General features: G+C 59.5%; 23 protein-coding genes and 1 other RNA gene. 13 read left to right on the forward strand and 11 right to left on the reverse strand.

Going from position 1 to position 21805, the window contains the following annotated elements:
* The first annotated feature begins 113 nt into the window (after positions 1-113).
* The 3 genes from ACK3EW_RS05980 (at position 114) to ACK3EW_RS05990 (ending at position 3297) form a co-directional block, all read left to right on the forward strand.
* On the forward strand, positions 114-1418 hold the full coding sequence (locus ACK3EW_RS05980; RefSeq protein ID WP_439119932.1) for an MFS transporter: 1305 nt from the start codon (positions 114-116) through the stop codon (positions 1416-1418).
* Between the two features lie 128 nt (positions 1419-1546).
* Positions 1547-2125 carry a DUF924 family protein gene (locus tag ACK3EW_RS05985; protein ID WP_493808854.1) on the forward strand — a complete coding sequence of 193 codons (579 nt, stop codon included), beginning with the start codon at positions 1547-1549 and terminating at the stop codon, positions 2123-2125.
* A gap of 53 nt (positions 2126-2178) precedes the next feature.
* The gene (locus ACK3EW_RS05990; protein ID WP_493808855.1) at positions 2179-3297 is read left to right on the forward strand and encodes a DUF418 domain-containing protein; all 1119 of its coding nucleotides are present in this window, start codon (positions 2179-2181) and stop codon (positions 3295-3297) included.
* A 39-nt stretch (positions 3298-3336) separates the two neighbouring features.
* On the opposite strand, the gene ACK3EW_RS05995 is transcribed toward ACK3EW_RS05990, so the two are convergent.
* From ACK3EW_RS05995 to ACK3EW_RS06005, 3 genes are all read right to left on the reverse strand, one after another.
* The gene (locus ACK3EW_RS05995) at positions 3337-4224 is read right to left on the reverse strand and encodes a fructose bisphosphate aldolase (RefSeq protein ID WP_493808856.1); all 888 of its coding nucleotides are present in this window, start codon (positions 4222-4224) and stop codon (positions 3337-3339) included.
* A 99-nt stretch (positions 4225-4323) separates the two neighbouring features.
* Entirely contained in the window at positions 4324-5700 is a 1377-nt protein-coding gene (locus tag ACK3EW_RS06000) for a cytochrome P450 (RefSeq protein ID WP_493808857.1), read from the reverse strand.
* Positions 5697-6959 carry a hypothetical protein gene (locus ACK3EW_RS06005; protein ID WP_493808858.1) on the reverse strand — a complete coding sequence of 421 codons (1263 nt, stop codon included), beginning with the start codon at positions 6957-6959 and terminating at the stop codon, positions 5697-5699. Before ACK3EW_RS06005 ends, ACK3EW_RS06000 begins: the two co-directional genes overlap by 4 nt.
* Positions 6960-7081: 122 nt before the next feature.
* Here ACK3EW_RS06005 and ACK3EW_RS06010 point away from each other — a divergent pair, with 122 nt between their 5' ends.
* A complete protein-coding gene (locus ACK3EW_RS06010; protein ID WP_085632843.1) occupies positions 7082-7456 on the forward strand; it encodes a DUF4345 family protein in 375 nt (124 codons plus the stop codon).
* Here ACK3EW_RS06010 and ACK3EW_RS06015 read toward each other — a convergent pair.
* The 3 genes from ACK3EW_RS06015 to ACK3EW_RS06025 form a co-directional block, all read right to left on the reverse strand.
* Positions 7438-8238 (reverse strand): DUF1194 domain-containing protein, encoded by an 801-nt coding sequence (locus ACK3EW_RS06015; RefSeq protein WP_493808859.1) that lies wholly within the window; start codon positions 8236-8238, stop codon positions 7438-7440. The two genes, ACK3EW_RS06010 and ACK3EW_RS06015, sit on opposite strands and share 19 nt — an antisense overlap.
* Before the next feature lie 97 nt (positions 8239-8335).
* Positions 8336-8527 (reverse strand): YgaP family membrane protein, encoded by a 192-nt coding sequence (locus ACK3EW_RS06020; protein ID WP_085632803.1) that lies wholly within the window; start codon positions 8525-8527, stop codon positions 8336-8338.
* Between the two features lie 67 nt (positions 8528-8594).
* The gene (locus tag ACK3EW_RS06025; RefSeq protein WP_493808860.1) at positions 8595-9191 is read right to left on the reverse strand and encodes a Crp/Fnr family transcriptional regulator; all 597 of its coding nucleotides are present in this window, start codon (positions 9189-9191) and stop codon (positions 8595-8597) included.
* 188 nt (positions 9192-9379) lie between these two features.
* Here ACK3EW_RS06025 and ACK3EW_RS06030 point away from each other — a divergent pair, with 188 nt between their 5' ends.
* A complete protein-coding gene (locus ACK3EW_RS06030) occupies positions 9380-9997 on the forward strand; it encodes a DUF2306 domain-containing protein (RefSeq protein WP_493808861.1) in 618 nt (205 codons plus the stop codon).
* Between the two features lie 19 nt (positions 9998-10016).
* Here the strand turns inward: ACK3EW_RS06030 and ACK3EW_RS06035 are convergent, their stop codons facing one another.
* Positions 10017-10619, reverse strand: coding sequence for an HD domain-containing protein (locus ACK3EW_RS06035; RefSeq protein WP_493808862.1), 603 nt, complete (start codon positions 10617-10619; stop codon positions 10017-10019).
* A 58-nt stretch (positions 10620-10677) separates the two neighbouring features.
* Between ACK3EW_RS06035 and ssrA the strand changes: the two genes are divergently transcribed.
* The 7 genes from ssrA to ACK3EW_RS06070 all read left to right on the forward strand — a co-directional run bounded on the left by ssrA (position 10678) and on the right by ACK3EW_RS06070 (position 15396).
* Positions 10678-11030, forward strand: a transfer-messenger RNA (tmRNA) gene (gene ssrA, locus ACK3EW_RS06040).
* Positions 11031-11438: 408 nt separating this feature from the next.
* Positions 11439-12095, forward strand: a complete 657-nt coding sequence (locus ACK3EW_RS06045) for a DUF1194 domain-containing protein (protein ID WP_439119942.1) — start codon at positions 11439-11441, stop codon at positions 12093-12095.
* A 95-nt stretch (positions 12096-12190) separates the two neighbouring features.
* The gene (locus tag ACK3EW_RS06050) at positions 12191-12691 is read left to right on the forward strand and encodes an SspB family protein (protein ID WP_493808863.1); all 501 of its coding nucleotides are present in this window, start codon (positions 12191-12193) and stop codon (positions 12689-12691) included.
* Positions 12692-12769: 78 nt separating this feature from the next.
* Positions 12770-14164 carry a class II fumarate hydratase gene (gene fumC / locus ACK3EW_RS06055; protein WP_493808864.1) on the forward strand — a complete coding sequence of 465 codons (1395 nt, stop codon included), beginning with the start codon at positions 12770-12772 and terminating at the stop codon, positions 14162-14164.
* Between the two features lie 169 nt (positions 14165-14333).
* Complete coding sequence (locus ACK3EW_RS06060) at positions 14334-14933, forward strand: ferric reductase-like transmembrane domain-containing protein (protein WP_493808865.1); 600 nt, start codon at positions 14334-14336, stop codon at positions 14931-14933.
* Between the two features lie 41 nt (positions 14934-14974).
* Complete coding sequence (locus ACK3EW_RS06065; RefSeq protein ID WP_493808866.1) at positions 14975-15148, forward strand: DUF4169 family protein; 174 nt, start codon at positions 14975-14977, stop codon at positions 15146-15148.
* Complete coding sequence (locus ACK3EW_RS06070; protein WP_493808867.1) at positions 15145-15396, forward strand: ribbon-helix-helix domain-containing protein; 252 nt, start codon at positions 15145-15147, stop codon at positions 15394-15396. Before ACK3EW_RS06065 ends, ACK3EW_RS06070 begins: the two co-directional genes overlap by 4 nt.
* Before the next feature lie 102 nt (positions 15397-15498).
* On the opposite strand, the gene ACK3EW_RS06075 is transcribed toward ACK3EW_RS06070, so the two are convergent.
* The 4 genes from ACK3EW_RS06075 to ACK3EW_RS06090 form a co-directional block, all read right to left on the reverse strand.
* Positions 15499-16716 (reverse strand): aminopeptidase P family protein, encoded by a 1218-nt coding sequence (locus ACK3EW_RS06075; protein ID WP_493808868.1) that lies wholly within the window; start codon positions 16714-16716, stop codon positions 15499-15501.
* 185 nt (positions 16717-16901) lie between these two features.
* The gene (locus tag ACK3EW_RS06080) at positions 16902-17351 is read right to left on the reverse strand and encodes an RDD family protein (RefSeq protein WP_493808869.1); all 450 of its coding nucleotides are present in this window, start codon (positions 17349-17351) and stop codon (positions 16902-16904) included.
* 73 nt (positions 17352-17424) lie between these two features.
* On the reverse strand, positions 17425-17844 hold the full coding sequence (locus ACK3EW_RS06085; RefSeq protein ID WP_439121038.1) for a DUF2852 domain-containing protein: 420 nt from the start codon (positions 17842-17844) through the stop codon (positions 17425-17427).
* 108 nt (positions 17845-17952) lie between these two features.
* Complete coding sequence (locus ACK3EW_RS06090; RefSeq protein WP_493808870.1) at positions 17953-18420, reverse strand: YbaK/EbsC family protein; 468 nt, start codon at positions 18418-18420, stop codon at positions 17953-17955.
* 455 nt (positions 18421-18875) lie between these two features.
* Between ACK3EW_RS06090 and ACK3EW_RS06095 the strand changes: the two genes are divergently transcribed.
* Positions 18876-21746, forward strand: coding sequence for an Rne/Rng family ribonuclease (locus tag ACK3EW_RS06095; RefSeq protein WP_493808871.1), 2871 nt, complete (start codon positions 18876-18878; stop codon positions 21744-21746).
* Positions 21747-21805 lie beyond the last annotated feature (59 nt).

Below are 21805 nucleotides of genomic sequence, written 5' to 3' on the forward strand. Positions count from 1 at the left end.
ACCGTCGCAATGCGCGCGTAGGTCTGAGACGTTGTGTGAGACTAGGCAGGCTTCGTGCGCCGGAATGATCCGACGCCTCTGCGTCAGAAATAAAGAACCCGAAGGGACATGAAGTGTTAACCGTGATCCGAACATCGTGGCCGCTGCTGTTGGGCATGCTTTTGCTGATGCTGGGCAATGGCTTGCAGGGCTCGCTTTTGGGGGTGCGCGGCTCGACACTTGGGTTCTCCTCGGTCGAGATGTCCTTGGTGATGTCCGCTTACTTTGCCGGGTTCCTGCTGGCGTCTCGGGTGACGCCGGACATGATCCGGCGAGTGGGCCATGTGCGGGTCTTCGCGGCGCTTGGGTCATTCGTGTCCGCGGCTTTGTTGCTGTTTCCGACGATTCAGGATCCGATTGCGTGGATCATCGGGCGTGTGGTGATCGGCTTCTGTTTCTGCGGCGTTTACGTGACGGCCGAAAGCTGGCTGAACAATTCAGCCACCAATGAAAACCGGGGTCAGGCGCTGTCGGCCTACATGATCGTTCAGATGCTGGGCATTATCATCGCGCAGGGATTGCTCGTGGTGCCGGACCCGTCGGGGTATCTCTTGTTCGTGATCCCATCGGTGCTGGTTTCCATCGCCTTTGCACCGATCCTGCTATCAATCTCGCCGACGCCTGCGTTTGAAAGTACCAAGCGGATGACGCTGGTTGAGCTTTACAAAACGTCTCCGCTGGGCTGCGTCGGCATGTTTCTGATGGGCAGTGTCTTTGCCGCGCAGTTCGGGATGGCGGCGGTTTATGCAACCGAAGCGGGGCTGAGCATCGGACAGATCCCGATTTTCACTGCCGCGTTTTATGTGGGCGCGCTGATCTTCCAATATCCGGTGGGCTGGCTGTCGGACCGGTTCGACAGACGTGTCTTGATTGCGCTGTCGGCGCTGATTGCGGGTCTGGCGTCGCTTATGGGGATGTTCTTTGGCGGGAATTTCTACGTTCTGGTCGCCGCTGCGTTCCTGATCGGAGGACTGTCGAACCCGCTGTATTCGCTGCTCATTGCATATACGAACGATTTTCTTCAACACGAGGATATGGCGGCGGCCTCGGCTGGGTTATTGTTCGTGAATGGCGTTGGGGCCATAGCGGGTCCGGTGATCATCGGTTACGCGATGCAGGTCATGGGACCGCCGGGATACTTTATCCTGCTGGCCTTTGTGCTGCTGGCTCTGACGGGCTACGCGTTCTACCGGATGACACAGCGTCGGGCTCCGTCGTCGGATGAGACCAGCGCGTATCAGGGCATGATGCCCACCGCATCGCCTGTAACAGTGGAATTCGCATCGGAATGGGCGATCGAAACCGCCGAAGCCGAAGCTGAAGCTGAGGCGGAAGCGCAGGATGCGGCTGAGGCCAAAAAAGAAGCAGGTGCCGTCTGACGCCGCTAATTCAGGCACGAAATGCACCATGTGTCGGCAATGACATGAAAAGTGACTGTTTCACGATTCGTTTCTTGGCTAGCGTCTGCCAGACAGTGGGGGACTGCGCGTAGGATCGGGAGAGAGCGATGATCACGCCTGAAGATGTTTTGAGTTTCTGGCTCGACGAGGTCGGACCAAGTGGTTGGTACAAATCTGAAGAGGCGCTGGATCAGGAAATTCGTGACCGATTCGGAGCCGCTTGGGAGGGCGCGATGGAAGGCCGTCACGCGCTGTGGCTGACCTATCCAAGTGGAACACTGGCTTATGTCGTCTTGTTGGACCAGTTCCCGCGCAACATGTTCCGCAACACCGGCAAGGCCTTTGCATCTGACCGGTTTGCGCTCGCGGCGGCCAAGCAGGCGATCAGCAAGAATTGGGATGTCAAAATCGACGAACCCGCGCGGCAGTTCTTTTACATGCCGCTGATGCATTCCGAGAACCTTGCCGATCAGGACCGCTGTGTGCGTCTGATGCTGGACAGGATGCCGGAACATGGGGCCAGCAACCTGCTGCACGCCCGTGCGCATCGTGAAGTGATCCGCAAATTCGGACGCTTCCCCTATCGCAACACAGCTTTGGGCCGACATTCGTCAGCGAGCGAAGCCAATTATGTCAGCGGTGGTGGGTATGGCTCTACAGTGGAAGAGTTGAAACAGGCGGGATGACCGCGCCGCCCGTTTTGGCTGTCTGACTGATCCGTATATTGAGAGGGCAGCTGATGTCCGGTCAAACACGTGCCCTGATGCCGGATTATCTGCGCCTGATTGCGCTGTTCGGGATCGTTGTGGTCAACGTCCAGTTCATGGCCTTTTCGCTGCTCAGTGGTCTGGCCACTCCGGTTGCGGAAACCACCGCTGAAATGGTAACGCTTTGGTTGGTCGATGGCCTTGCGCTTTTCAAAAGCTATTCGCTGTTTTCGTTCATGTTCGGGGTCGGGCTGGGGTTCCTGATGCGGTCGGCCGCGAGGAATGGCCATGCGTTCAGCAAGCTTTATCGCAATCGGATGATCGGACTTTTTCTGTTCGGTGTGTTGCACGGGTGTCTGTTTTTTCCGGGTGATATCTTGTTGGTGTATTCCGTCACCGGGTCGATCCTGTACCTCATGCGGAATTGGCAGCCTGGGCGACTGACCAAGCTGGGTGCTGCGCTGGTGATCCTTCCAACCTTGGCGTTTGCGTCCTTCGTGTCATCGCCGGGCGAGATGCCTGAAGACATCGTGGCGCTGGAGCGTCAGGTGATGACCACGGGCAGCTTGGTCGAAACCATTGGCTTCCGCGCCATTGCCTATGCCGTCATGTCGCCGTTTGTCCTGATCTTTCAAGGCGTTGCTGCTTTGGGCTGGTTCTGCCTCGGGCTGGCTGCGGTAAAGTCGGGACTGATTGACAATTCAGATGACCCGGTTTGGACGCGGGCACGGCGCTGGTGTCTTGTGCCCGGTGTCGGTTTCAGCCTGCTGGCGTCATGGCTGTTGCATGCGCACGGCATCACGGCAGCTAGTGCTGTGCTGTTGATCGCGGCGCCTGTGTCGACATTGGGGTATCTTGGGGCGATTGCCGCGATATCGCGACCGCCGGGACCGGTCTTGTCGCGGTTTCTGGCGGCTGGAGGATCAAGCCTGAGCGTCTATCTGGGACAGTCGATCATCCTGTCGACGGTGTTTTCCAGCTATGGCTTGGGCTTGTGGGACGCGGTGCCGCGGCCTCAGGTCGTTCTGATCGCCATCGCCGTGACATGTGGTTTGATCGTGGCTCTGGTGGTCTGGCGCAGCGCCTTCCGGCTTGGGCCGTTTGAATGGGTGCTGCGGCGGATCACCTATGCCGGGCAGGGCGGCCGTTGAGCGACCGGCAGGACAAATACCCGCCGGTCACATTCATGATTACTTCGACGCGTTGAAGATCTTGTCAATATTCGCGCCGAGGGCGGCGTTGAACTCGGCCTCGGACATCTGGTGCGTCAGCCCTTCGGCCAGCGCACGCGAGAAGCTGGCGATCATCTTGGGGTTCCGGGCCAGCCGGTCGCACGCGTCGTCGGTGCTGTAGCCCCCCGACAGAGCCACCACGCGTAGCACTTTTGGATGATCGGCAAGGTCGACATAGAGACCGTCTTCGGTCGGGATGGTGAGTTTGAGCATCACCGTTTCGCCATCGCCCAAAGTGTCGAGATGCGCTGCGATTTCCTGTTTGAGGATCGTTTCAGCCTCGGCCTTGGAGGGGCTGTTGATGTCCACTTCGGGTTCGATGATCGGCACGAGGCCCGCCTTGCAGACGGTCTTGGCAACGTCGAACTGCTGCGCGACAACGGCCTTGATGCCTGCGGCGTTGGCCTCGTGGATGACCGAGCGTTCCTTGGTGCCGAAGACGCCCATCGCCTTGGCATCGGCCAGCAGCGCCTCAAGCCCCGGCATCGGTTTCATGATCTGCGCGCCATCGGCCTTGTCTTCCAAGCCCTTGTCGATCTTTAGGAACGGGACCACGCCGCGCTGTTCCCAAAGGTACGTGGGAACCGGCACGCCGTCGACCGTGTCGCGCATGGTGCGCTCGAACAGGATCGCGCCCAGGACCTTGGCAGAGGTGAAGTCGGGGGCGGTCATGATGCGGCAGCGCATGTCGTGGATCAGGGCGAACATCTCGGCATCGCCGTTATAGGCATCTTCCTCGATGCCGTAGAGGCGCAGCGCCCTGGGGGTGGACCCGCCGCTTTGGTCAAGGGCGGCGATAAAGCCTGCGCCTGTTTTGATGCGGTCTGCCATTGCGGTGTCGGTCATGTGAAATCCCCAAGCTGGAATGGTGTGGTTGGCGTTGTCCTAGATCAGCCTATTCTAAAAAGATAGAGGTTTGCCAAACGGTTAGCGCTAACCTAATGGCTATGCCGCGTCTTCTGTGGCTGGGCTGCGCCGAGGTTGGGCGCGAAGCCATATCCCGTCGCGCGCCCGGACGGTAAGATGCGCGACGGGTTGAGGCGTTTTGCCTGTCACGGGCGTGATTGCTATGGCACGCAGAAGCATGGACAGCAAAAGCGGACCTTCGGCCATCGCGAACCCTGCGCCGGGGCACACACGGGGGCCAGCGCTGAACGGCATATAGGCATCGCGGGCGGATTGGCGGGTCTGTTCGGATTGCCAGCGCGCAGGGTCGAAGGTGTCGGGATCGGTCCAGAGTCTCGTGTGCCGATGCAGGTGCCACGGGCTGAGGACAAGCTGCGCGGCTTTTGGAATGGCGCGTTTGCGGAAACTCTCGGACTTAGTGGTTTCGCGCACAATCATAGGGACAGGCGGATAAAGCCGTAGCGTTTCTCGGAACACGTCGCGGCTGGTGGTCAGGCGTTTGACGTCTTTTGGGTCGCTGAGTGCTTCAGCCTCTTCGGCGATGCGTGTTTGCCACTCGGGGGCCGCCGCGCAACAGTAAAGCGCCCACGACAGCGCGCTGGCGCTGGTTTCGTGCCCGGCAAGAAAGAAGATCGCGACCTGATCGACCATTTCGGCGGCGGAAAAGCACTGGCCGGTTTCGGGGTCTGGTGTCGTCATGATCCGGGTCGCCAGATCATCCGGCGCGGTGCCTTTTGCTATGGCGTCCCGTCGCGCGTCCACAAGCTGCGTGATCAGCGCGCGGATGCGTTCGGCAGCCCGTTTGGTCTCGGCGCGGTGAAAGCGGGGGAACCAGCGGGGCAACGGGACGAAGGCGGCAAGGTTGAGGATCGGTTGACTGCGCTGGTAGGTGCGGAATTCGTGGAAGACCTGAGCGGCGATCTTGTCTTCGATGGGGATCGAAAACAGCGTACGGAAGATCACATCGGCAGCGGCGTGGCTGGCGATTTCTTCAATCTCGATCTCAGTTCCGGTGCCGATCTGGTCCAGCACGCGGGTCACCATCGCCTGACCGGCGTCCCACATGGCGGGCAGACTTTGGGTCAGACGCCCGCGTTCAAAGGCCGGGTCGATGATGCGGCGCTGGTGGTCCCATTTGGGGCCGTTGGTCAGGAACACCGATTGACCCAAGAGCGGGCGCAGCCCTTCGCCGATGCGGTCGGATTTCGGGAAATCGCGTGGCCGGTCGTTCAGGATGGTTCGGATCAGAGTGGGATCATTGGCAAGGTAGGACCGAAAGAACGGTGTACGAAATTCGGCCATCCACGCGCCGTAAAGCCGGTCTGGCTGGGCGGACAGGATGTCCTGCCGAAACAGCTGCAGATACCGCCAAAGTGACACGCGGTCAGGTCGCGATATGGGCTTGGGCGGAATCACGGCGCGGTGTTCGTGTATTTCGACACGGGCACGTCGATCCGGCTGGGAGATGGTGCGCGGGTGGCATAGCGCTTTCCCAAGGTCAGCGGGCCTGCGGTGATTTGGAAATAATCATAGTCGAGAGGGTTTTCGAAGGCACACAGATATTGAAAGTGCAGTTTGAAATACTGCCGCCGCTGCGCCGTCCACCGCTCGGGCGCCATCGTGCGCGAGAACTGCGCCGAGAACACCAACGGCCATTGTTTGTCCGCGGTAGAAACACCGGATACGCCAACCGGGTCACAAAGCGGGAAACAGCACCCGTCGCCCTGTGCGGTGACATCGACCCAGACGATCTCGTCAAGTTCAGACAGGAATTGGAGGTCGCGGCGCAAGGCCCAAGCGTCGGGCAGGAAAGACACCATCGGGATCACGTGGCCGATGCTGAGAAAGGACAGCGCCGGGCTTGCCGGTCGGTTCGGGTTGTCGCGCAGAATGTCCGCGAGGATCGACACGGCCAGATGTGCGCCCGAGGAATGGCCGACCACCAGCACTTCGTCATAATCCTGCAGGAGTGATGTCGCGATGGTGCCGCGAAATTCGTCCATGCGGGTTTGCAGGGCAGGGGGCGTGGCTCCGTTCTGGCTGGCCGAGAAGGCGTAATCGTGCATCAGGTAATAGGCGTAGATCCGGCGGTCCTGCGATTTGAACCAGCGCAGGACAAGCACGATAATGGCGAAGAATGGCGTCCAGTAAAGCAGCGATGTGCCCCAGTTGAGAACCGCGCCGGGGCCGATGGCCCAAAGGGTCGCAGCACCAAAAAGCGTAGACAGAGCCCAGCCGACCAGATGCGCCGCCAGCACCGCCGTGAGGAGTTGCAGGATCAGAACGCCTATGGGGTAAAGTGCGGCGGCCAGCGGGCCTTTGGGCAGCACCGCCAGTCGGCGCAGCGTGCCTGACGCGATGTAGATCCAGCTTGTGCGGATCAGTTGCCAGTAGGTGCTGGGGATGCTGTTCGACATGCTGTCGCGCACGATGTCGGACCAGAGCAGCACCTCGAAATCGGCGGTCACGCGGGTGTCGTCGATCAGGCCGGAGGCGTGCCAGCCATAAGGGCCGTCGCCGATTGTGGCCTCGACATGCAGCCCGTAGCCCGAAATCTTGGCCTGTTTGGCACCTTCGGTGCGGTACAGCTCGCGATACCGGCGGGCCGGGAAGGGGTCGTAGCCGGGAATGTAGAACACCTTGCGGCGGCGCACGGTCTGGGGCGGGGCTGGCATGGGCGGACTGCTCTTGCTTTTGGGCGAGTGTATCAGTGCCAGAACAATGCGCCAATTTTTTGATGAAGCGTTGGAACGGTGGGCTATGTGTGCGGTTAACCCCGGACACCACGAGGATCACTATGATTGATATTCTGAACATCGTCGCTGCCCTTCTGACCATTGCGCTGGGCGCGTTCGGCATGCTGGCGCCGCGGTATACGGCCGGGGTGCTGGATTTGCAGACCGGCGAGACCACGATGGGCCTGTCGGAATTGCGCGCCTCGGTGGGCGGCATGTTCGTTATCGTGGGCGCTGCGTGCCTATGGCTGGGCACGCCTTGGGCCTATGCGATGATGGGGTTTGTCTATCTGGGTGCAGGGCTGGGGCGGGGACTGTCCCTCTTGCTCGACAAGCCGCCCTTTCCCAAGGCGCATCTGTATTTTCTGTTCGAGGCGGTGTTCGCGGCGTGGCTGTTGATCGTCAACCTTCCGGGTGCTCAGGGGCTGTCCCAGTAGCGGCGACGTTCCTGCCAGATTTTCTCTCCGATTTGGCAGTCGGTGGGGTCGAGTCGGCGGGCTTGCGCGGGAATGATCTGCGCTTCGGGTGGCCGGGAGACCATTTCCAGCACCAGCTTGCGCTGCACCGCTTCGGCGAAATCATCCCAGTCGAAGACCGGAATGACAAACGACCCCGGCCCGCCGATCACGCAGCTTTCGTAATAGATGTCGAGGTTGTCGAGGTGCCAGGATGTGTCCATGCCTTCGCGCGTCAGAAGCGGCAGGCCGTTGATGATGATCCCCTTGGCCAGAACAGCATCACGGGCGACGGTCACGGTGCGGCCCTGATTGTTCGGACCATCCCCCGAAATATCAATGACACGCCGTAAGCCTTTGTAGTCGTTGGTTTCGATGAGGCGCGATCCAAAGATCAGCGCTTCGGAAATCGACGTGCGCCGGAGCGCGGGATCAAACCGCGAGGTGAGGATGTCGGCAAAGGCGTCAAGGTCTTCGCGGGTCTGGAGCAGACGCCAGTCTATCACGACTTCCTGCGTGCCGGCCCATTCGACATAGGTCACCGCCACGGTTTGCAGGAGGCCTGACTGAAGTGCGGCGAACACCGCGTCCGAGCGCAGCGCCTCGGCATAGCCTTTGCGCTGAATCTCCAACTCGCGTTCGGTCATCGACCGGGACACATCGACCATCAGCACCAGTTCAAGATCGACCTCGACCTCTTCGGCAGTGGCAGCGCGAGACAAGATGAGACTGGCGGCGATCAGAAGGGCTATGGTTGCTTTCATTCCGTCAGGATGCCGAACTGCGGATGGTCGGTCCAATCACAACTTTTGTGACTGGTGGAAAAAGGACGGTCGAAGGAAAGACGACCGTCCCTTTCGCTTAGTTCTTCATCGGGCAGGTGTTGATGCCGAGGATCGAATACAGCGGGCAGATGCCGATCAGGCCGGTGGCCAGTGGCACGATACCGATCAGGCCCCACATGGTCTGCGGTCCGATAAAGACGAGCGACAGCAGGACAAGACCTGCAATCACACGCAGGGCGCGGTCGATGGTTCCTTCGTTCTTGGTCATGGTGGTCTCCTTTTCATGCTCATGCGGGGAGATTAGCAAAGGGACGGGCTGTGTGACGGTGACAGAGTCACCGGGGATCTGCGGCAATCTGTTCCAAAGCGCGTTTGTCCGTGATGGCGATGCCTTCGGGCAGTTGTTCGACCACGCCATTGCGCGCCATCGCCGCCAGCCTGCGCGAGACATAGGCACGGCCCGACGCGGTTTCCGCGGCCAAGGCGGCATGGGTGGCGTGAACGGTGCCCTCTGCGTCGGCCAGCCGCAACAGCACCTTGGCCAGCCGCGCATCAAAATTGGTAAGCGCCACATCTTCGACCAGTTGCTGGTATTCGGAAAAGCGCAGCGCGACGGAGCTTAGCACCTTTTGGCGGAACTCGGGGTCCGCCTCCATCTGTTGCCGAAACAGGCTCGCGGGGATCAATGTGCCTTCGATATCGGCCTCGACAATGCCTTCGGCCCCGTAAGTGTGCCCATCCACGAGGCAGGAAAAGGTTTGTAAGCAAACCTCGCCGGGACGCACGCGGTAGAGCACCACCTCACGCCCGGACGCCCCCGTCAGCATCACGCGGATCAACCCTTTGGTCAGGTCCAGAAATCCGGGGCACTCCTGACCGGGCTGAAAAATCGTCTGACCTTGCTTGGCCGTGAAGAGGCTGGTTTGTGTCACGGGAGCCCTTTATCTGCGTTGATCAAAGCTCACACCAGCCGTGCAAAGGATGCAAGCGGCGCGTCTTACATGAAAGGGTGCATTATTTTGAGGCGTCCGTCTGTGGCTTTTGGGGGCGAGCTCGTAATTCCTCGACTCCTGCCGGGGGCGTGCCTAGCATCGAACATTGCTTTTGCAGGTGCCAAGCCATGACATCCCGCCTCCCGTTTTTTCTTATGGCCGTCTTGAGCGGTCTTGTGGCGCTTGGATCGTGGCGGTTTCTTGGGCTTGGATTTGATCTGTCTTTTCCGGGCTTTGAAGATCACCTTGAAGCGCGGCGCATGGTTTTCGCCCTTCATGTGACGTTAGCACCCGTGGCCTTGGTGGCTGGTGTTTTGCAATTCATGCCCAAACTGCGCGCCCGTCGTCCTGCGCTGCATCGTTGGACAGGACGACTGTATGCACTGTGCGTCCTGGTGAGCGGTGTGGCTGGATTCTGGCTAGGACTGTTCGCGCCGGGCGGGTGGGTGCCGGGGGCAGGCTTTATGATCCTTGCAGTACTTTGGATCGGCACGACGGCCAAAGCCGTCTATCACGCACGGCAGCGTGAGTTTGCGCAGCATCGTGTCTGGATGATCCGGTCTTTTGCGCTGACGCTGGCGGGGGTGACGCTGCGGATATACTTGGCGGGATACATGCTGAACGGGGTGAGCTACGTGGATGCGTCCCCCGTCTTGGCGTGGATATGCTGGGTGCCGAACGCTCTGTTCGCGGAATGGTGGCTGGCCCGGGAACGACGGCATTCTGCCGTTCCTGCCGGGCGGTAATTCAATACGGCGCTGTTGCTCAGGGCAGGCCGACAACCTCACCTTCGCGGATCACGGCAGGATCATAAGCCTTGCGCGCAAAGACCTCGCGCACCAATGGCTCGAAGTGGTCGAGCGGTTTCATCGTATAGTCCGGGTCAAACGACGACTGATCCCAGCGTTCGCAGAAATCAGCACAGGACTGAAAGCAGGGGTGATCCTTGAACCTGTCACGCGCGTTGCGGTCCCAGCCGTAATGGTGGCCGTAGTAAAGCATCTGGAAGATGCCGTGATGTTCGACCACCCATGCGACTTCCCAGCGCACGAAAGGGCGGATCACCTCGGCGGAAAATCGGTCGTGGTTCTGTGGGGCCAGCCCGTCGCCCACATCGTGCAAGAGCGCGGCAACGATCCAGTCGATATCGGCCCCGTCCGCTTCGGCGCGGGTGGCGGATTGCAGCCCGTGTTGCAGGCGGGTGATGCGGTAGCCTTCGAGCGTCGCCTCGCCCTGACGGCGCAATTCATCAAGAATACGATCCGGGGTGAGGGACAGGTATGGCTTTTCCAGCTTTTCCAGAAGCTCGTAATCTTCCTTGGTGCCATCCTTCATCTGGGTGAACGACACTGTCTGGTTCTGGTCCATTGGCGTGATCCTTGTGATTTCGCGCATCTTGCTTCAGTCTGCGCGATTGCGCCAGATGCCCCTTGAATTCGGGCGGCAAAACTCCGATATTCATCGTGTTCCTTCGGGGACTATAGACATAAACGCGCGTTCAATAAGCGGCTCGGACCCGGGGGCGGTACCCGGCGACTCCACCAAACACCCTGTCATTTGCAGGATCATGGGGTCGAAATAGGATCGACGAACGTCTAAACACGTCTGCTTTGTCTCGGTGAGATACCACCGTTATCGGTTCACAAAGTATAGTTGCAAATGACAACAATGCTCCGGTAGCACTTGCCGCGTAAGCGGTCGGTAATATCGAAAATTAAGTCCTTGCGCCTAGCAGCGTAAGGCGGGGTTCGCAGGCACCTGGCAACAGAAGCCTGCACTTTACTCCCCAAAAAACACAATATTGGTGGCCGCTGTAGTGCCACGCTCAGTCTTATGGAAGACTACTCCCGACCGTGCACTCGTTAAAGAATTGCAGATATGGCGACTACCTGAACCGGGGCGACTCTAGGGTGGAGTTGTCCGTCAGGTTTGGACTGAAGCCGAGCAATTCGCGTCCCATGTGCAGGGCATCTCCGATCCGGCTTGCGCGCCAATAGCCGTTCAATAGCGTGAACATGGTCTATCCGTAGATCGGCGCCTCGTCGTAGAATCGTGCGCGCAGCGCTGTTGCCCCAGATCTGCGCTTTGCCAAGGCATGCCCTGGGAATGTGCGGGGCACTTGCCTGAAGACTTTGTGAAATCCGGGCGGGCGCCTTGCGCTTGACCTTGTCGCGCGGGACGGGATCAATGCAGCTGATGCTTTGGCGCGCTTTTCTCATATGTCTATGCCTCGCCCAACCGGTGCATGCGTGCCGCACGGCGCTGATTCTGACCATGGATGTGTCACAATCGGTCGATCCGGGGGAATACCGGCTTCAGATCGACGGGCTGGCAGCCGCCCTGCGTGATCCCGAAATCGCCGAGATTCTGGTGCGCGATCAGGTGGCGCTGAGCGTGATCCAGTGGTCCGGTGTGGATGCGCAGGAGGTCAGCCTTGATTGGACGCAGATGGTCAGTCCCAGCCATGTGCACTTGTTTGCATCGGCGGTGGAACGTCTGCCGCGCGCCTTCGTGATGTCGAACACCGCCCCGGCCGAAGCGCTGCGCCATGCGCTGCGCCATTTCGACAGTGGCCCGAACTGTGCGCGCCGGGTGATCGACATGTCAGGCGACGGCACCCCCAATGCGGGCGGAGAGGTGCGGCAGATGCGCCGCGCGGCGGAAAGGTCGGGTGTGACGGTCAACGGTCTGGCCATCGAAGGGCTGGGGCGGGCGATCACCAATTTCTATCAGCGTAACGTGATCACCGCCGACGGGTTCGTCGAAACCGCGCGGGGGCACAGGGACTATGCCCGTGCGATCCGCCGCAAAATCCTGCGCGAAATCAGTTCTGTCTTTGGCTGAGGGATTTCCGCCCTTTGCATGATATTGCAGCATGCCAAGCCTTTTGTTTTCGATTTAATGCAATATGATCAGGTGAGACTCAGGGGATGACGGCGATGACGACTGGCATCAATTATGGCAGCCTGATGCATCAGGCGATGCGCGGATTGATCCGCACCGTTCTTGAGGACGTCCAGAAGGATGGCCTCCCCGGTGATCACCATTTTTTCATCACCTTCGACACCGGGCACCCGGATGTGGAAATCGCGGATTGGCTGTCGGACCGGTATCCCGGTGAAATGACGGTGGTGATGCAGCATTGGTTCGACAATCTTGAAGTGGCGGAAGACGGCTTTGCCGTGACCTTGAATTTCGGCGATGCACCCGAGCGGCTGTATATTCCCTTCGATGCAGTGCTGACGTTTGTCGATCCGTCAGTCGAATTCGGCCTACGTTTCGAGAGCATGGAAGGAGAGGGACCGGAAGAGGGCGCTTTGGTGCCCACGCCCCGTCCGACCAAAGAGAGCAAGGATCGCGCAAAGTCTAAGGGGGCCGATGCCTCCGAGACAAATCGCAAAGACGCCGAAGTCGTGAGCTTAGACACGTTCCGCAAGTAGCGCCTGCGCCAGTTTGACAATTGCTCTGTGTGCCGGTTGCGGCTAAACGGCATGCAACTGCATACCGAGGAGGCCCAGATGGCTCAGACCCGCACCGAATCCGACAGTTTTGGCCCGCTTGAGGTGCCGTCCGAAAAATATTGGGGCGCACAGACACAGCGCTCGATCATGAACTTTCCCATTGGCTGGGAAAAGCAGCCTATCGCCATCGTCCGCGCCTTGGGTGTGATCAAGAAAGCCTGCGCACAGGCGAACAAGGCGTCGGGTGATCTGGACGCGCGTCTGGCGGATGCGGTCATTCAGGCGGCAGGAGAGGTGATCGACGGCAAGTTCGACGACAACTTCCCGCTGGTTGTCTGGCAGACCGGGTCTGGCACCCAGTCGAACATGAACGCCAACGAAGTGATTGCGAACCGGGCGATTGAAATTCTGGGTGGTGTGATCGGATCGAAAGACCCGGTGCACCCCAATGATCATTGCAACATGGGCCAGTCGTCGAACGACACCTTCCCAACCGCGATGCACATTGCCGCCGCGATGATGGTGCGCGACACGTTGCTGCCGGGGCTGGAAAAGCTGGCGGCGGGACTTGAGCAAAAAGCCGAAGAATTCAAAGACATTATCAAGATTGGCCGAACACACACCCAGGACGCGACCCCGCTCACACTGGGGCAGGAGTTTTCGGGCTACGCGCATCAGGTGCGTCAGGGCATCGCGCGGATCAAGACCTGCCTGCCGGGCATTTACGAGCTGGCGCAGGGCGGCACCGCTGTGGGCACCGGTCTCAACACCAAAAAGGGTTGGGGTGAGACCGTGGCGGCGAACATGGCCGAGATCACGGGCCTGCCGTTTGTGACCGCGCCCAACAAGTTCGAGGCGCTGGCCGCGCATGACGCCATGGTGTTCATGTCGGGTGCTTTGGCGACGGTTGCGGGATCGTGCTACAAGATCGCCAATGACATCCGCTTCCTTGGTTCTGGCCCGCGTTCGGGTCTGGGCGAATTGATCCTTCCCGAAAATGAGCCGGGATCGTCGATCATGCCGGGCAAAGTGAACCCGACGCAGGCAGAGGCGCTGACGCAGGTGGCAGCCCATGTCATGGGCAACGATGCGGCGATTAAGTTCGCAGGCAGCCAAGGCCATTTCGAATTGAACGTCTACAACCCAATGATGGCCTATAATCTGTTGCAATCCATGCAATTGCTGGGCGACGCAGCGGACAGCTTTACCGAGCGCATGCTGCTGGGGATTGAGGCCAATGAGCCGCGCATCGACAAGCTGATGAAAGAGTCGCTCATGCTGGTGACGGCACTTGCGCCGACCATCGGCTATGACAACGCCACCAAGGTCGCGAAGACGGCGCACAAGAACGGCACAACTCTCAAGGAAGAGGCGATTGCACTGGGCTTTGTCGATGCCGAAACCTTTGACCGCGTGGTGCGGCCTGAGGACATGATCGGGCCGAAAGGGTAAGCAAACTGCGCCTTGTACATCGCCCTTTCAGGCGGATGTTTCAGGAGCAATTGCAAAAAAGAAACGGAGAGGACGCTTGGTGCGTCCTCTTTTTTTCGTTTTTTGCGACGGAAAGTGATTAGCCCTGCGTGAGTCTAGGCATGTGACCATCATTATTCAGGACTGTTCCATGTCGCGTTTCTCTCCCTATTGGCTTTGGCTTGTGTTGGCCTTGCCCGCTTTTGGCATGACGTATGATCTTGCCACGTCTACCGACCCGAAAATCTATCATATTCTTGTTCATCCCACCGGTGAATTCGCCGCGCGGTTCATGATCATCGCGATGCTGGCATCGCCGCTGATCTTGCTCTTTAAATCCGCCGCATTTCCGCGATGGCTCAAAAAGAACCGGCGGTATTTCGGTGTGGCGGCGTTTGCCTATGCGGCCGCGCACACCGCGTTTTATCTGATCGACAAGGCGTCCTTGGACACGGTCATCACCGAACTGCCCCGGCTTTACATCTGGACCGGGTGGGTGGCTTTCGTGATCTTCATCCCGCTTGCCGTGACCTCAACTGACTATTTCGTGCGCGTCATGGGGCCGCGTTGGAAAACCCTCCAGCGCTGGACATATCCAGCAGCCGGTCTGACGTTGGTGCACTGGGCTTCGCTGCATGATTGGGACAACCCTGCTGCGGCTCTTGTCCATTTCGGCCCGCTTGCCGCGCTTGAGGCGTATCGGGTCTGGTATTGGTACATTCGGCCACGCCAGAGGCTTCACGCCACTTAAGAGGACTGGACCTGAAGCGCTGTTTGGGGGAAACATTCTGTATGGGCACCGTTTCGAACCTCAACCACTTCCGCAAATCAAAGGCTCGCGCAGACAAAAAGGCGCGGGCAGACGAAAACTCTGCAAAATTCGGGCGCAGCAAGGCGCAGAAGGATCTGGAGAAAGCGCGGGCCGACAAGGCAAAGCGCGATCTGGACGGCAAATCCACGACATGAGCGGACGCCCGGTTAAACGATCGCTGACGTTGCGTGGGCATCGCACCAGCGTATCGTTGGAGGATGCGTTCTGGCGGGCATTTCGGGACATTGCCGCCGCGCGGGACATGCCGATCAACGCGCTGGCGGCAGAGATCGACGAGGGGCGGGACATCGAAGTGGGTTTGGCCTCTGCGATCCGGGTCTATGTGCTGGATTGGTATCGGGGTGGAGAGCTGCCAACACAATCGTCGGGTGCGGCCAGTTAATAGCGCAAGCGTTCGCCCGGGTGGGCGCGGAACGCGCCCGCCATGGGGCGGGCGGACGCGTCGCCGCCGCTGGCGCGACGGCGGGTCTCATGATTGGCGATCTTACCCGATCACATTATGCTCGGGTCCATACGGGAACCCGGTGATGTTGGTTGCGCCATCCTCGTTCACGACAAGGATGTCATGCTCGCGGTAACCGCCAGCCCCGGCAGTTCCTTCAGGAATCCAGAGCATCGGTTCGATTGAGACCACCATGCCCGGCTCCAGCACCGTGTCGATGTCTTCGCGGAGCTCCAAGCCCGCCTCGCGGCCATAGTAGTGGCTTAGAATGCCGAAGGAGTGACCGTACCCGAAGGAGCGGTACTGAAGCAGGTTTTCCTGCGCAAACAGACGGTTGATCTCGTCGCAGATCTGGGCGCAGGAGATGCCGGGTTTGATCAGGCTGAGGCCCAGTTCGTGGGCAGCGACGTTGGCGTTCCAGATGCGGAGGCTGTCGGTGTCGGGTTCACCGAGGAACAAGGTCCGTTCCAATGCGGTGTAATAGGCCGAGACCATCGGGAAGGTGTTGAGGCTAAGGATATCGCCGTGCTGCAATGCGCGCATCGTCACGGGGTTGTGCGCGCCGTCGGTGTTGAGACCCGACTGGAACCAGACCCAGCTGTCGCGCATCTCGCTGTCGGGGAAGCTGCGGGCGATCTCGAGTTCCATCGCATCGCGGCCTGCCATGGCGATGTCGATCTCGCGGGCACCCGCCTTGATCGCGTCGCGAATGGCATAGCCGCCCACATCCGCCACACGGGCCCCTTCGGTGATCAGGGCGATTTCAGCTGGCGATTTGACCATGCGTGACCGCATCGTATCAGGAGCGATGTCGATCACTTCGGGTGTGTTGAGGAACGTGTCCAGCGTGGCACGGGCGGCAAGGGTAAGGTGGTCGCCTTCGACGCCGATGCGACGGCCTTTGCCGACCAAAGCCGCGACAGCGCGCCAGTAATTGTTGCGCTCCCAATCGGTGTAGATGACGTTGTCGCAATGCGCGCGACGCCATGGCTGGCCACCGTCGATATTGGCGCTGACGGTGGTACAGGTGTCGTGGGTCACGACAAGGCCGTAGGGCCGGCCAAAGCTGCAATAGAGAAAACCCGAGTAATACGAGATGTTCTGCATAGAGGTGAGCAGCACCGCGTCCAAATCATGGCTTGCCATGATGGCCCGCAGGCTCGCGACCCGCTGGTCATATTCGGCCTGTGCAAAGGGCAGGGGGGCCTTGTCGCCATTGTGGCAGGTGAAGGTCTGAGGACGGTTGGGGGTATCGAACATAGTCAAGTCTCCGAGCATCTGCCGGGACCATATGCAAAACGCCCGGCATCACATCCGGGCGTTCAGGACGATACGCTTTCTGTGGAAAGCTTGATGTGGGTCTAACTCCGACGACGCCATCGTCGGCACAACGCGATTTCGATGCCAAATGACGGTGAGTCTGTCAACGGATTTGACGTGTCCGGCTACGCGCGGCGGTTGATCGCAACAGTGCCCAAAAGCATGTCAGTCAGACCCTGACCCCGTTCTGTAAGAAACATCATCGCAATCGAGATCAGTTGCAGCGGGAAAATCGCCATCGACACTGTGTAGCCCAGCGTGTGCATGAAGGCTTGGCTGAAGTCGAAATGTTCGCCACGGCTGTCGCGAAATTCGATCGACATCAGGCGCATGCCCCACGTGGCCGAGCGTCCGGTGATGGTGGCCACGCGGTAGATGAAGCCGGTGACGAAGAACAGGAACGGCAGGAAGAAAAGCCCGATGAAGGCCGTCATCACAACCACGGGCACCAGAAGCGCCGCGATCAAAGCTGCGTCGATCAACCAGGCCAGACCACGCTTGATCGTGACGCTGTCGTAGAATTCGGGCTGGACCATCGGGTCGGGCAGGTTGGGATAGACGTCGGTGGCGTACATTGTCGAAAAACCGTTCTTTCACTGAATGAGGGGCGTGGCCCCGATATGGGGCCACAGGCGGGTTGTGCAAGGTTTACGCGTCTGCGGTTTCGCGGCTTTCCTTTGCGGATTTTGCACGTTCGTCCATGAATTGGTCGAACTCCGACTTGTCCTTGGCATCGCGCAGGCGCTTGAGGAAGGCTTCGAAATTTTCCTGCTCTTCTTCGAGGCGGCGCAGGGTTTCGGTCTTGTAGGCGTCAAAGGCGGTATTGCCGGACGAGCGCATGGTGGTGAGTTTCGAGGACATGCGGCGGCTGCTGCAGGATGAATTAAACATGCGTTTGCTCCAGATCATGTAGGCAAGAAGGGCGAGGCCGACCGGCCAGAAGACGATAAAACCTAGGACCATAGCGGCGATCCAAGCGCCTTTACCTTTGTTGTCCAGCCACGCCTCGGCGCGGGAAAACCAACCCATGCGGGCCGGAAGAGAAGCGGGGGCGGCGATCGTGCTCATTATCAACTCCGTTGTTTGTTTGATGTGAATGTCTTTCACATTGAACAGATCGGAATTGTTGACCTCGTTTGCAAGAGAAAATGTGAATGTTTTTTACATTCACTTATTTTATGATGTGAAATCAAATATTTGAGCGGATGAAATTTTTGAAAGAACTGCTGGATCGAGTGGGAAAACATGCCGCGGTGTGCCCGCTGCGGCCCAAACCACGTCGAATTCCAGCAGCCGGGGGTCCAGCCACGCGCGGATCGGATTAAGATGTCCGATCGGGGACACGCCGCCGATGGCAAAGCCGGTTTGTGCGCGGATAAGGTTTGCATCCGCCTTGCCCAATGGCTCGCCCGCGCAGGCTGACGCCTTGGTCGAATCGACGCGGTTGCCACCTGCAGTCAGGAACAGCACGGCATCGCCACTGGTTTCGGCGCGGAAGATGATCGACTTGGCGATCTGGTCGATGTGACAGCCCACACTGTCTGCGGCCTCTTGTGCGGTGCGGGCCTGTCCGACATCGCGGATATCTGCGGGCAGTCCCAGTGTTTCGAGGGCGGTGCGCACGCGGGCTAGGCTCTTGCTCATGCGGTGGTTTCCCTTGATTTGGGCGCTCTTTGGATCCTCATGGTGTCATAAGACAGAGGACATATGCAGAAAAGGTAAGATTGCCCATTGTGCAATGGACGGCTCTGCCCTTATTGTGGTTGTCAGCCTAATCCGTTTCGCGGAGTGCGGGCGAAAGAGTTTCGCTGTTCTGTGCATCGGCAAAATGTCCTGAGTTCAGAGCACGCTGGTATGGCTGTAAGGCCTTCTACAAACACCTGAGGTTTATCCGAACATCAGGTTCGTAACGGATGCAGTCACCCCTGTGACATGCGTCGGAGAAGAAACGCGATGAAACGCGCGCAGGACATGAGGCTAGAGCAACGGGGCATTTCACCCCGGCCAGCCGCTGCGCACCTACTCGCCATGACAAGACACACCCGATCCCTGTTCCTACCCGAAAGGTGGGGGCGGCGGCGGTTGTGCGCACGGAATTTATGCCTAAGAAAATGCTTATCGATGCCACCCACGCGGAGGAAACCCGCGTTGTGGTGGTCGACGGAACCAAGGTTGAGGAATTTGACTTTGAATCCGAAAACAAACGCCAGCTTGCTGGCAACATCTATCTCGCAAAAGTAACACGGGTCGAACCGTCGCTTCAGGCGGCGTTTGTAGACTATGGCGGCAACCGCCACGGGTTCCTTGCGTTCTCGGAAATTCATCCCGACTACTATCAGATTCCGGTCGCGGACCGTGAAGCTCTGATGGAAGAAGAGCGTGCCTATGCCGAAAGCCAGGCGCGTCGCGAGGATGAAGACGAAAAACCCAAGTCGCGTCGGGGCCGGGGCCGCAACCGGTCACGGGCCGCCAAAGCCGAAGGTGATGATGCCGTGACCACCAAAGAGGTGTCGGACGACATCTCGGGCATGGAGACCATCGACTTTAGTGGCGATGATGACGAGGACGAGGCCGAAGGGCTGTCACCGATGGAAACGGTGGCGGAAACTCCGGTCGAGGAACCCGATGAGGCCGACAGCGCCGAGGCGACCGATCTGCACGATGAGGACGACGACGTCGACGATCTGTCCCAACCTGCGGACCGCGATGAAAACATCGAATCCGTCGCCGATGATGACACACACGAAGACATCAGACCGCGTCGCAAGCCACGCCCCAAGCGCTACAAGATTCAGGAAGTTATCAAGGTGCGCCAGATCCTTCTGGTGCAGGTCGTCAAGGAAGAGCGCGGCAACAAGGGCGCAGCGCTGACCACATATCTGTCGCTGGCAGGCCGCTATTGCGTGCTTATGCCCAACACCGCACGCGGTGGTGGCATCAGCCGCAAGATCACCAACGCACCTGACCGCAAGAAGCTCAAAGAGATCGCCAACGAGATCGACGTCCCGCAGGGCGCGGGCCTGATCATTCGGACGGCAGGTGCCAAGCGCACCAAGACCGAGATCAAGCGCGACTACGAATATCTGCAGCGCCTGTGGGAACAGATCCGCGAACTGACGCTGAAATCCATCGCGCCGGCCAAGATCTACGAAGAAGGCGACCTCATCAAACGGTCGATCCGCGATCTGTATAATCGTGATATCGACGAGGTTCTGGTCGAGGGCGAACGCGGCTATCGCATCGCCAAGGACTTCATGAAAATGATCATGCCGTCCCACGCCAAGAACGTGAAGCATTACGCAGACCAGATGCCGTTGTTCGCGCGCCATCAGGTGGAATCCTACTTGTCGGGCATGTTCAATCCGACGGTGCAGCTCAAGTCCGGCGGTTATATCGTGATCGGTGTGACCGAGGCGCTTGTGGCTATCGACGTGAACTCGGGTCGGGCCACCAAGGAAGGCTCGATCGAGGAAACCGCGCTTAAAACCAACCTTGAAGCGGCCGAAGAAGTGGCACGCCAACTGCGTCTGCGCGACCTGGCCGGTCTGATCGTGATCGACTTCATCGACATGGACGAGCGTAAGAACAACGCTTCTGTTGAAAAGCGGATCAAAGACAAGCTCAAGAACGACCGTGCGCGCATTCAGGTGGGCCGGATTTCCGGCTTTGGCCTGATGGAAATGTCGCGCCAGCGTCTGCGCCCCGGCATGATCGAGGCAACGACTCAGCCCTGCCCAAGCTGTCATGGCACTGGTTTGATCCGGTCGGATGACAACATGGCGCTGCAGGTGTTGCGTCAGATCGAAGAAGAAGGCGTGCGCCGCCGGTCGCGTGAGGTTCTGGTCAAGTGCCCAGTCTCCATCGCCAACTTCCTGATGAACCAGAAGCGCGAACACGTGGCCCAGATCGAGGCCCGCTATGGTTTGTCCGTGCGCATCGAAGGCGATGTGCATCTGGTCAGCCCGGATTTCTCGATGGAGAAGTTCAAGACCGCGACTCGTGTCGTGCCCGAAGCACCTGTGCATGTCGTGTCTGTTGATACGTCGCTCATGGATCAAGTGGACGAGGACGCCGCCGACGAGGACGAAGAGGACGAAGAGCAGGCTGAGGTCGTTACAACGCCGACGTCCGAAGAGGACGATGGCAAGCCCAAGAAGCGCCGTCGCCGGTCGCGTCGTGGAGGTCGTGGCCGCAATCGCAACCGTGATCGTCAGGATGACGGTGAGGCGGATACGGATACCGACGCGGACACAAACGAGACTGCGGATGGCGGGGACGAGGCAACACCATCGGAACCGGTCGCGGAAGAGGCCGTTGTTGCCGAAGCGGCGACTGGCGCAGCTCCCCAAGAGGATGCGGCTCAGGCCAAGCCCAAACGGACCCGCAGCCGGTCGCGCAAGCCTGCACAATCCGCGAAGGACAGCGCAGCGGAGACAGAGGTTGCAGCCGTCGAGGCGGCAGCTCCGGTAGATGCCGTGTCCACGGATGCGGTTGAAGCACCTGATGTGGCTCCGGCGGCAGAGGACGCGCCCAAGAAAAAGCCGCGCAGCCGTAGCCGCAAAAAGGTCGAACCAGCCGCTGAGGCGCCGGAAGGCTCTGAGGTGGTGGCAGATGCCGAAGAGGCTGCGCCCAAACCCAAGAAGGCACCTGTAAAACGGACCCGGGCCAAGAAGCCTGCAAAGACTGAAGAGCCTGTTGCCGTGATCCCGACGGAAGAGATCGCACCTGTGCCGGAAGTTGTGACACCTGTGGCGGCAGATGAGCCTGCGCCCGAGCCTTTGGCAGAGCCCGCGCCGGTGCCCGAGGTTGCTGCCGAACCGGACGTGACGGAGCAACAAGCGGTCGAACCCGAAGCTGAAGCGCCGGTCGCTGCGCCAGAACCCGAACCTGTTGGGGCCGAGGCCGAGGCAGGGGATGACGCGGACAGTGCCAAGAAGAAACGGCGTGGATGGTGGTCTCTGGGCCGCTAAGCCACAGTAAATAATAGATCAAAGCGCCCTCGCATATTCTGCGGGGGCGTTTTGCGTTT

This window comes from Marivita sp. NO-S04, assembly GCF_059070475.1.

Excerpts from the sequence above, each read along its gene's own strand:
- ACK3EW_RS06085 (WP_439121038.1), bottom strand. The coding sequence starts at position 17,844 with ATGAGCACGATCGCCGCCCCCGCTTCTCTTCCGGCCCGCATGGGTTGG.
- ACK3EW_RS05985 (WP_493808854.1), top strand. The coding sequence starts at position 1,547 with ATGATCACGCCTGAAGATGTTTTGAGTTTCTGGCTCGACGAGGTCGGA.
- ACK3EW_RS06060 (WP_493808865.1), top strand. The coding sequence starts at position 14,334 with ATGTCGCGTTTCTCTCCCTATTGGCTTTGGCTTGTGTTGGCCTTGCCC.
- ACK3EW_RS05990 (WP_493808855.1), top strand. The coding sequence starts at position 2,179 with ATGTCCGGTCAAACACGTGCCCTGATGCCGGATTATCTGCGCCTGATT.
- ACK3EW_RS06030 (WP_493808861.1), top strand. The coding sequence starts at position 9,380 with ATGACATCCCGCCTCCCGTTTTTTCTTATGGCCGTCTTGAGCGGTCTT.
- ACK3EW_RS06095 (WP_493808871.1), top strand. The coding sequence starts at position 18,876 with ATGCCTAAGAAAATGCTTATCGATGCCACCCACGCGGAGGAAACCCGC.
- ACK3EW_RS06080 (WP_493808869.1), bottom strand. The coding sequence starts at position 17,351 with ATGTACGCCACCGACGTCTATCCCAACCTGCCCGACCCGATGGTCCAG.
- ACK3EW_RS06005 (WP_493808858.1), bottom strand. The coding sequence starts at position 6,959 with ATGCCAGCCCCGCCCCAGACCGTGCGCCGCCGCAAGGTGTTCTACATT.
- ACK3EW_RS06070 (WP_493808867.1), top strand. The coding sequence starts at position 15,145 with ATGAGCGGACGCCCGGTTAAACGATCGCTGACGTTGCGTGGGCATCGC.
- ACK3EW_RS05995 (WP_493808856.1), bottom strand. The coding sequence starts at position 4,224 with ATGACCGACACCGCAATGGCAGACCGCATCAAAACAGGCGCAGGCTTT.
- ACK3EW_RS06050 (WP_493808863.1), top strand. The coding sequence starts at position 12,191 with ATGACGACTGGCATCAATTATGGCAGCCTGATGCATCAGGCGATGCGC.
- ACK3EW_RS06020 (WP_085632803.1), bottom strand. The coding sequence starts at position 8,527 with ATGACCAAGAACGAAGGAACCATCGACCGCGCCCTGCGTGTGATTGCA.
- ACK3EW_RS06065 (WP_493808866.1), top strand. The coding sequence starts at position 14,975 with ATGGGCACCGTTTCGAACCTCAACCACTTCCGCAAATCAAAGGCTCGC.
- fumC (WP_493808864.1), top strand. The coding sequence starts at position 12,770 with ATGGCTCAGACCCGCACCGAATCCGACAGTTTTGGCCCGCTTGAGGTG.
- ACK3EW_RS06090 (WP_493808870.1), bottom strand. The coding sequence starts at position 18,420 with ATGAGCAAGAGCCTAGCCCGCGTGCGCACCGCCCTCGAAACACTGGGA.
- ACK3EW_RS06075 (WP_493808868.1), bottom strand. The coding sequence starts at position 16,716 with ATGTTCGATACCCCCAACCGTCCTCAGACCTTCACCTGCCACAATGGC.
- ACK3EW_RS06015 (WP_493808859.1), bottom strand. The coding sequence starts at position 8,238 with ATGAAAGCAACCATAGCCCTTCTGATCGCCGCCAGTCTCATCTTGTCT.
- ACK3EW_RS06035 (WP_493808862.1), bottom strand. The coding sequence starts at position 10,619 with ATGGACCAGAACCAGACAGTGTCGTTCACCCAGATGAAGGATGGCACC.
- ACK3EW_RS06045 (WP_439119942.1), top strand. The coding sequence starts at position 11,439 with ATGCAGCTGATGCTTTGGCGCGCTTTTCTCATATGTCTATGCCTCGCC.
- ACK3EW_RS06010 (WP_085632843.1), top strand. The coding sequence starts at position 7,082 with ATGATTGATATTCTGAACATCGTCGCTGCCCTTCTGACCATTGCGCTG.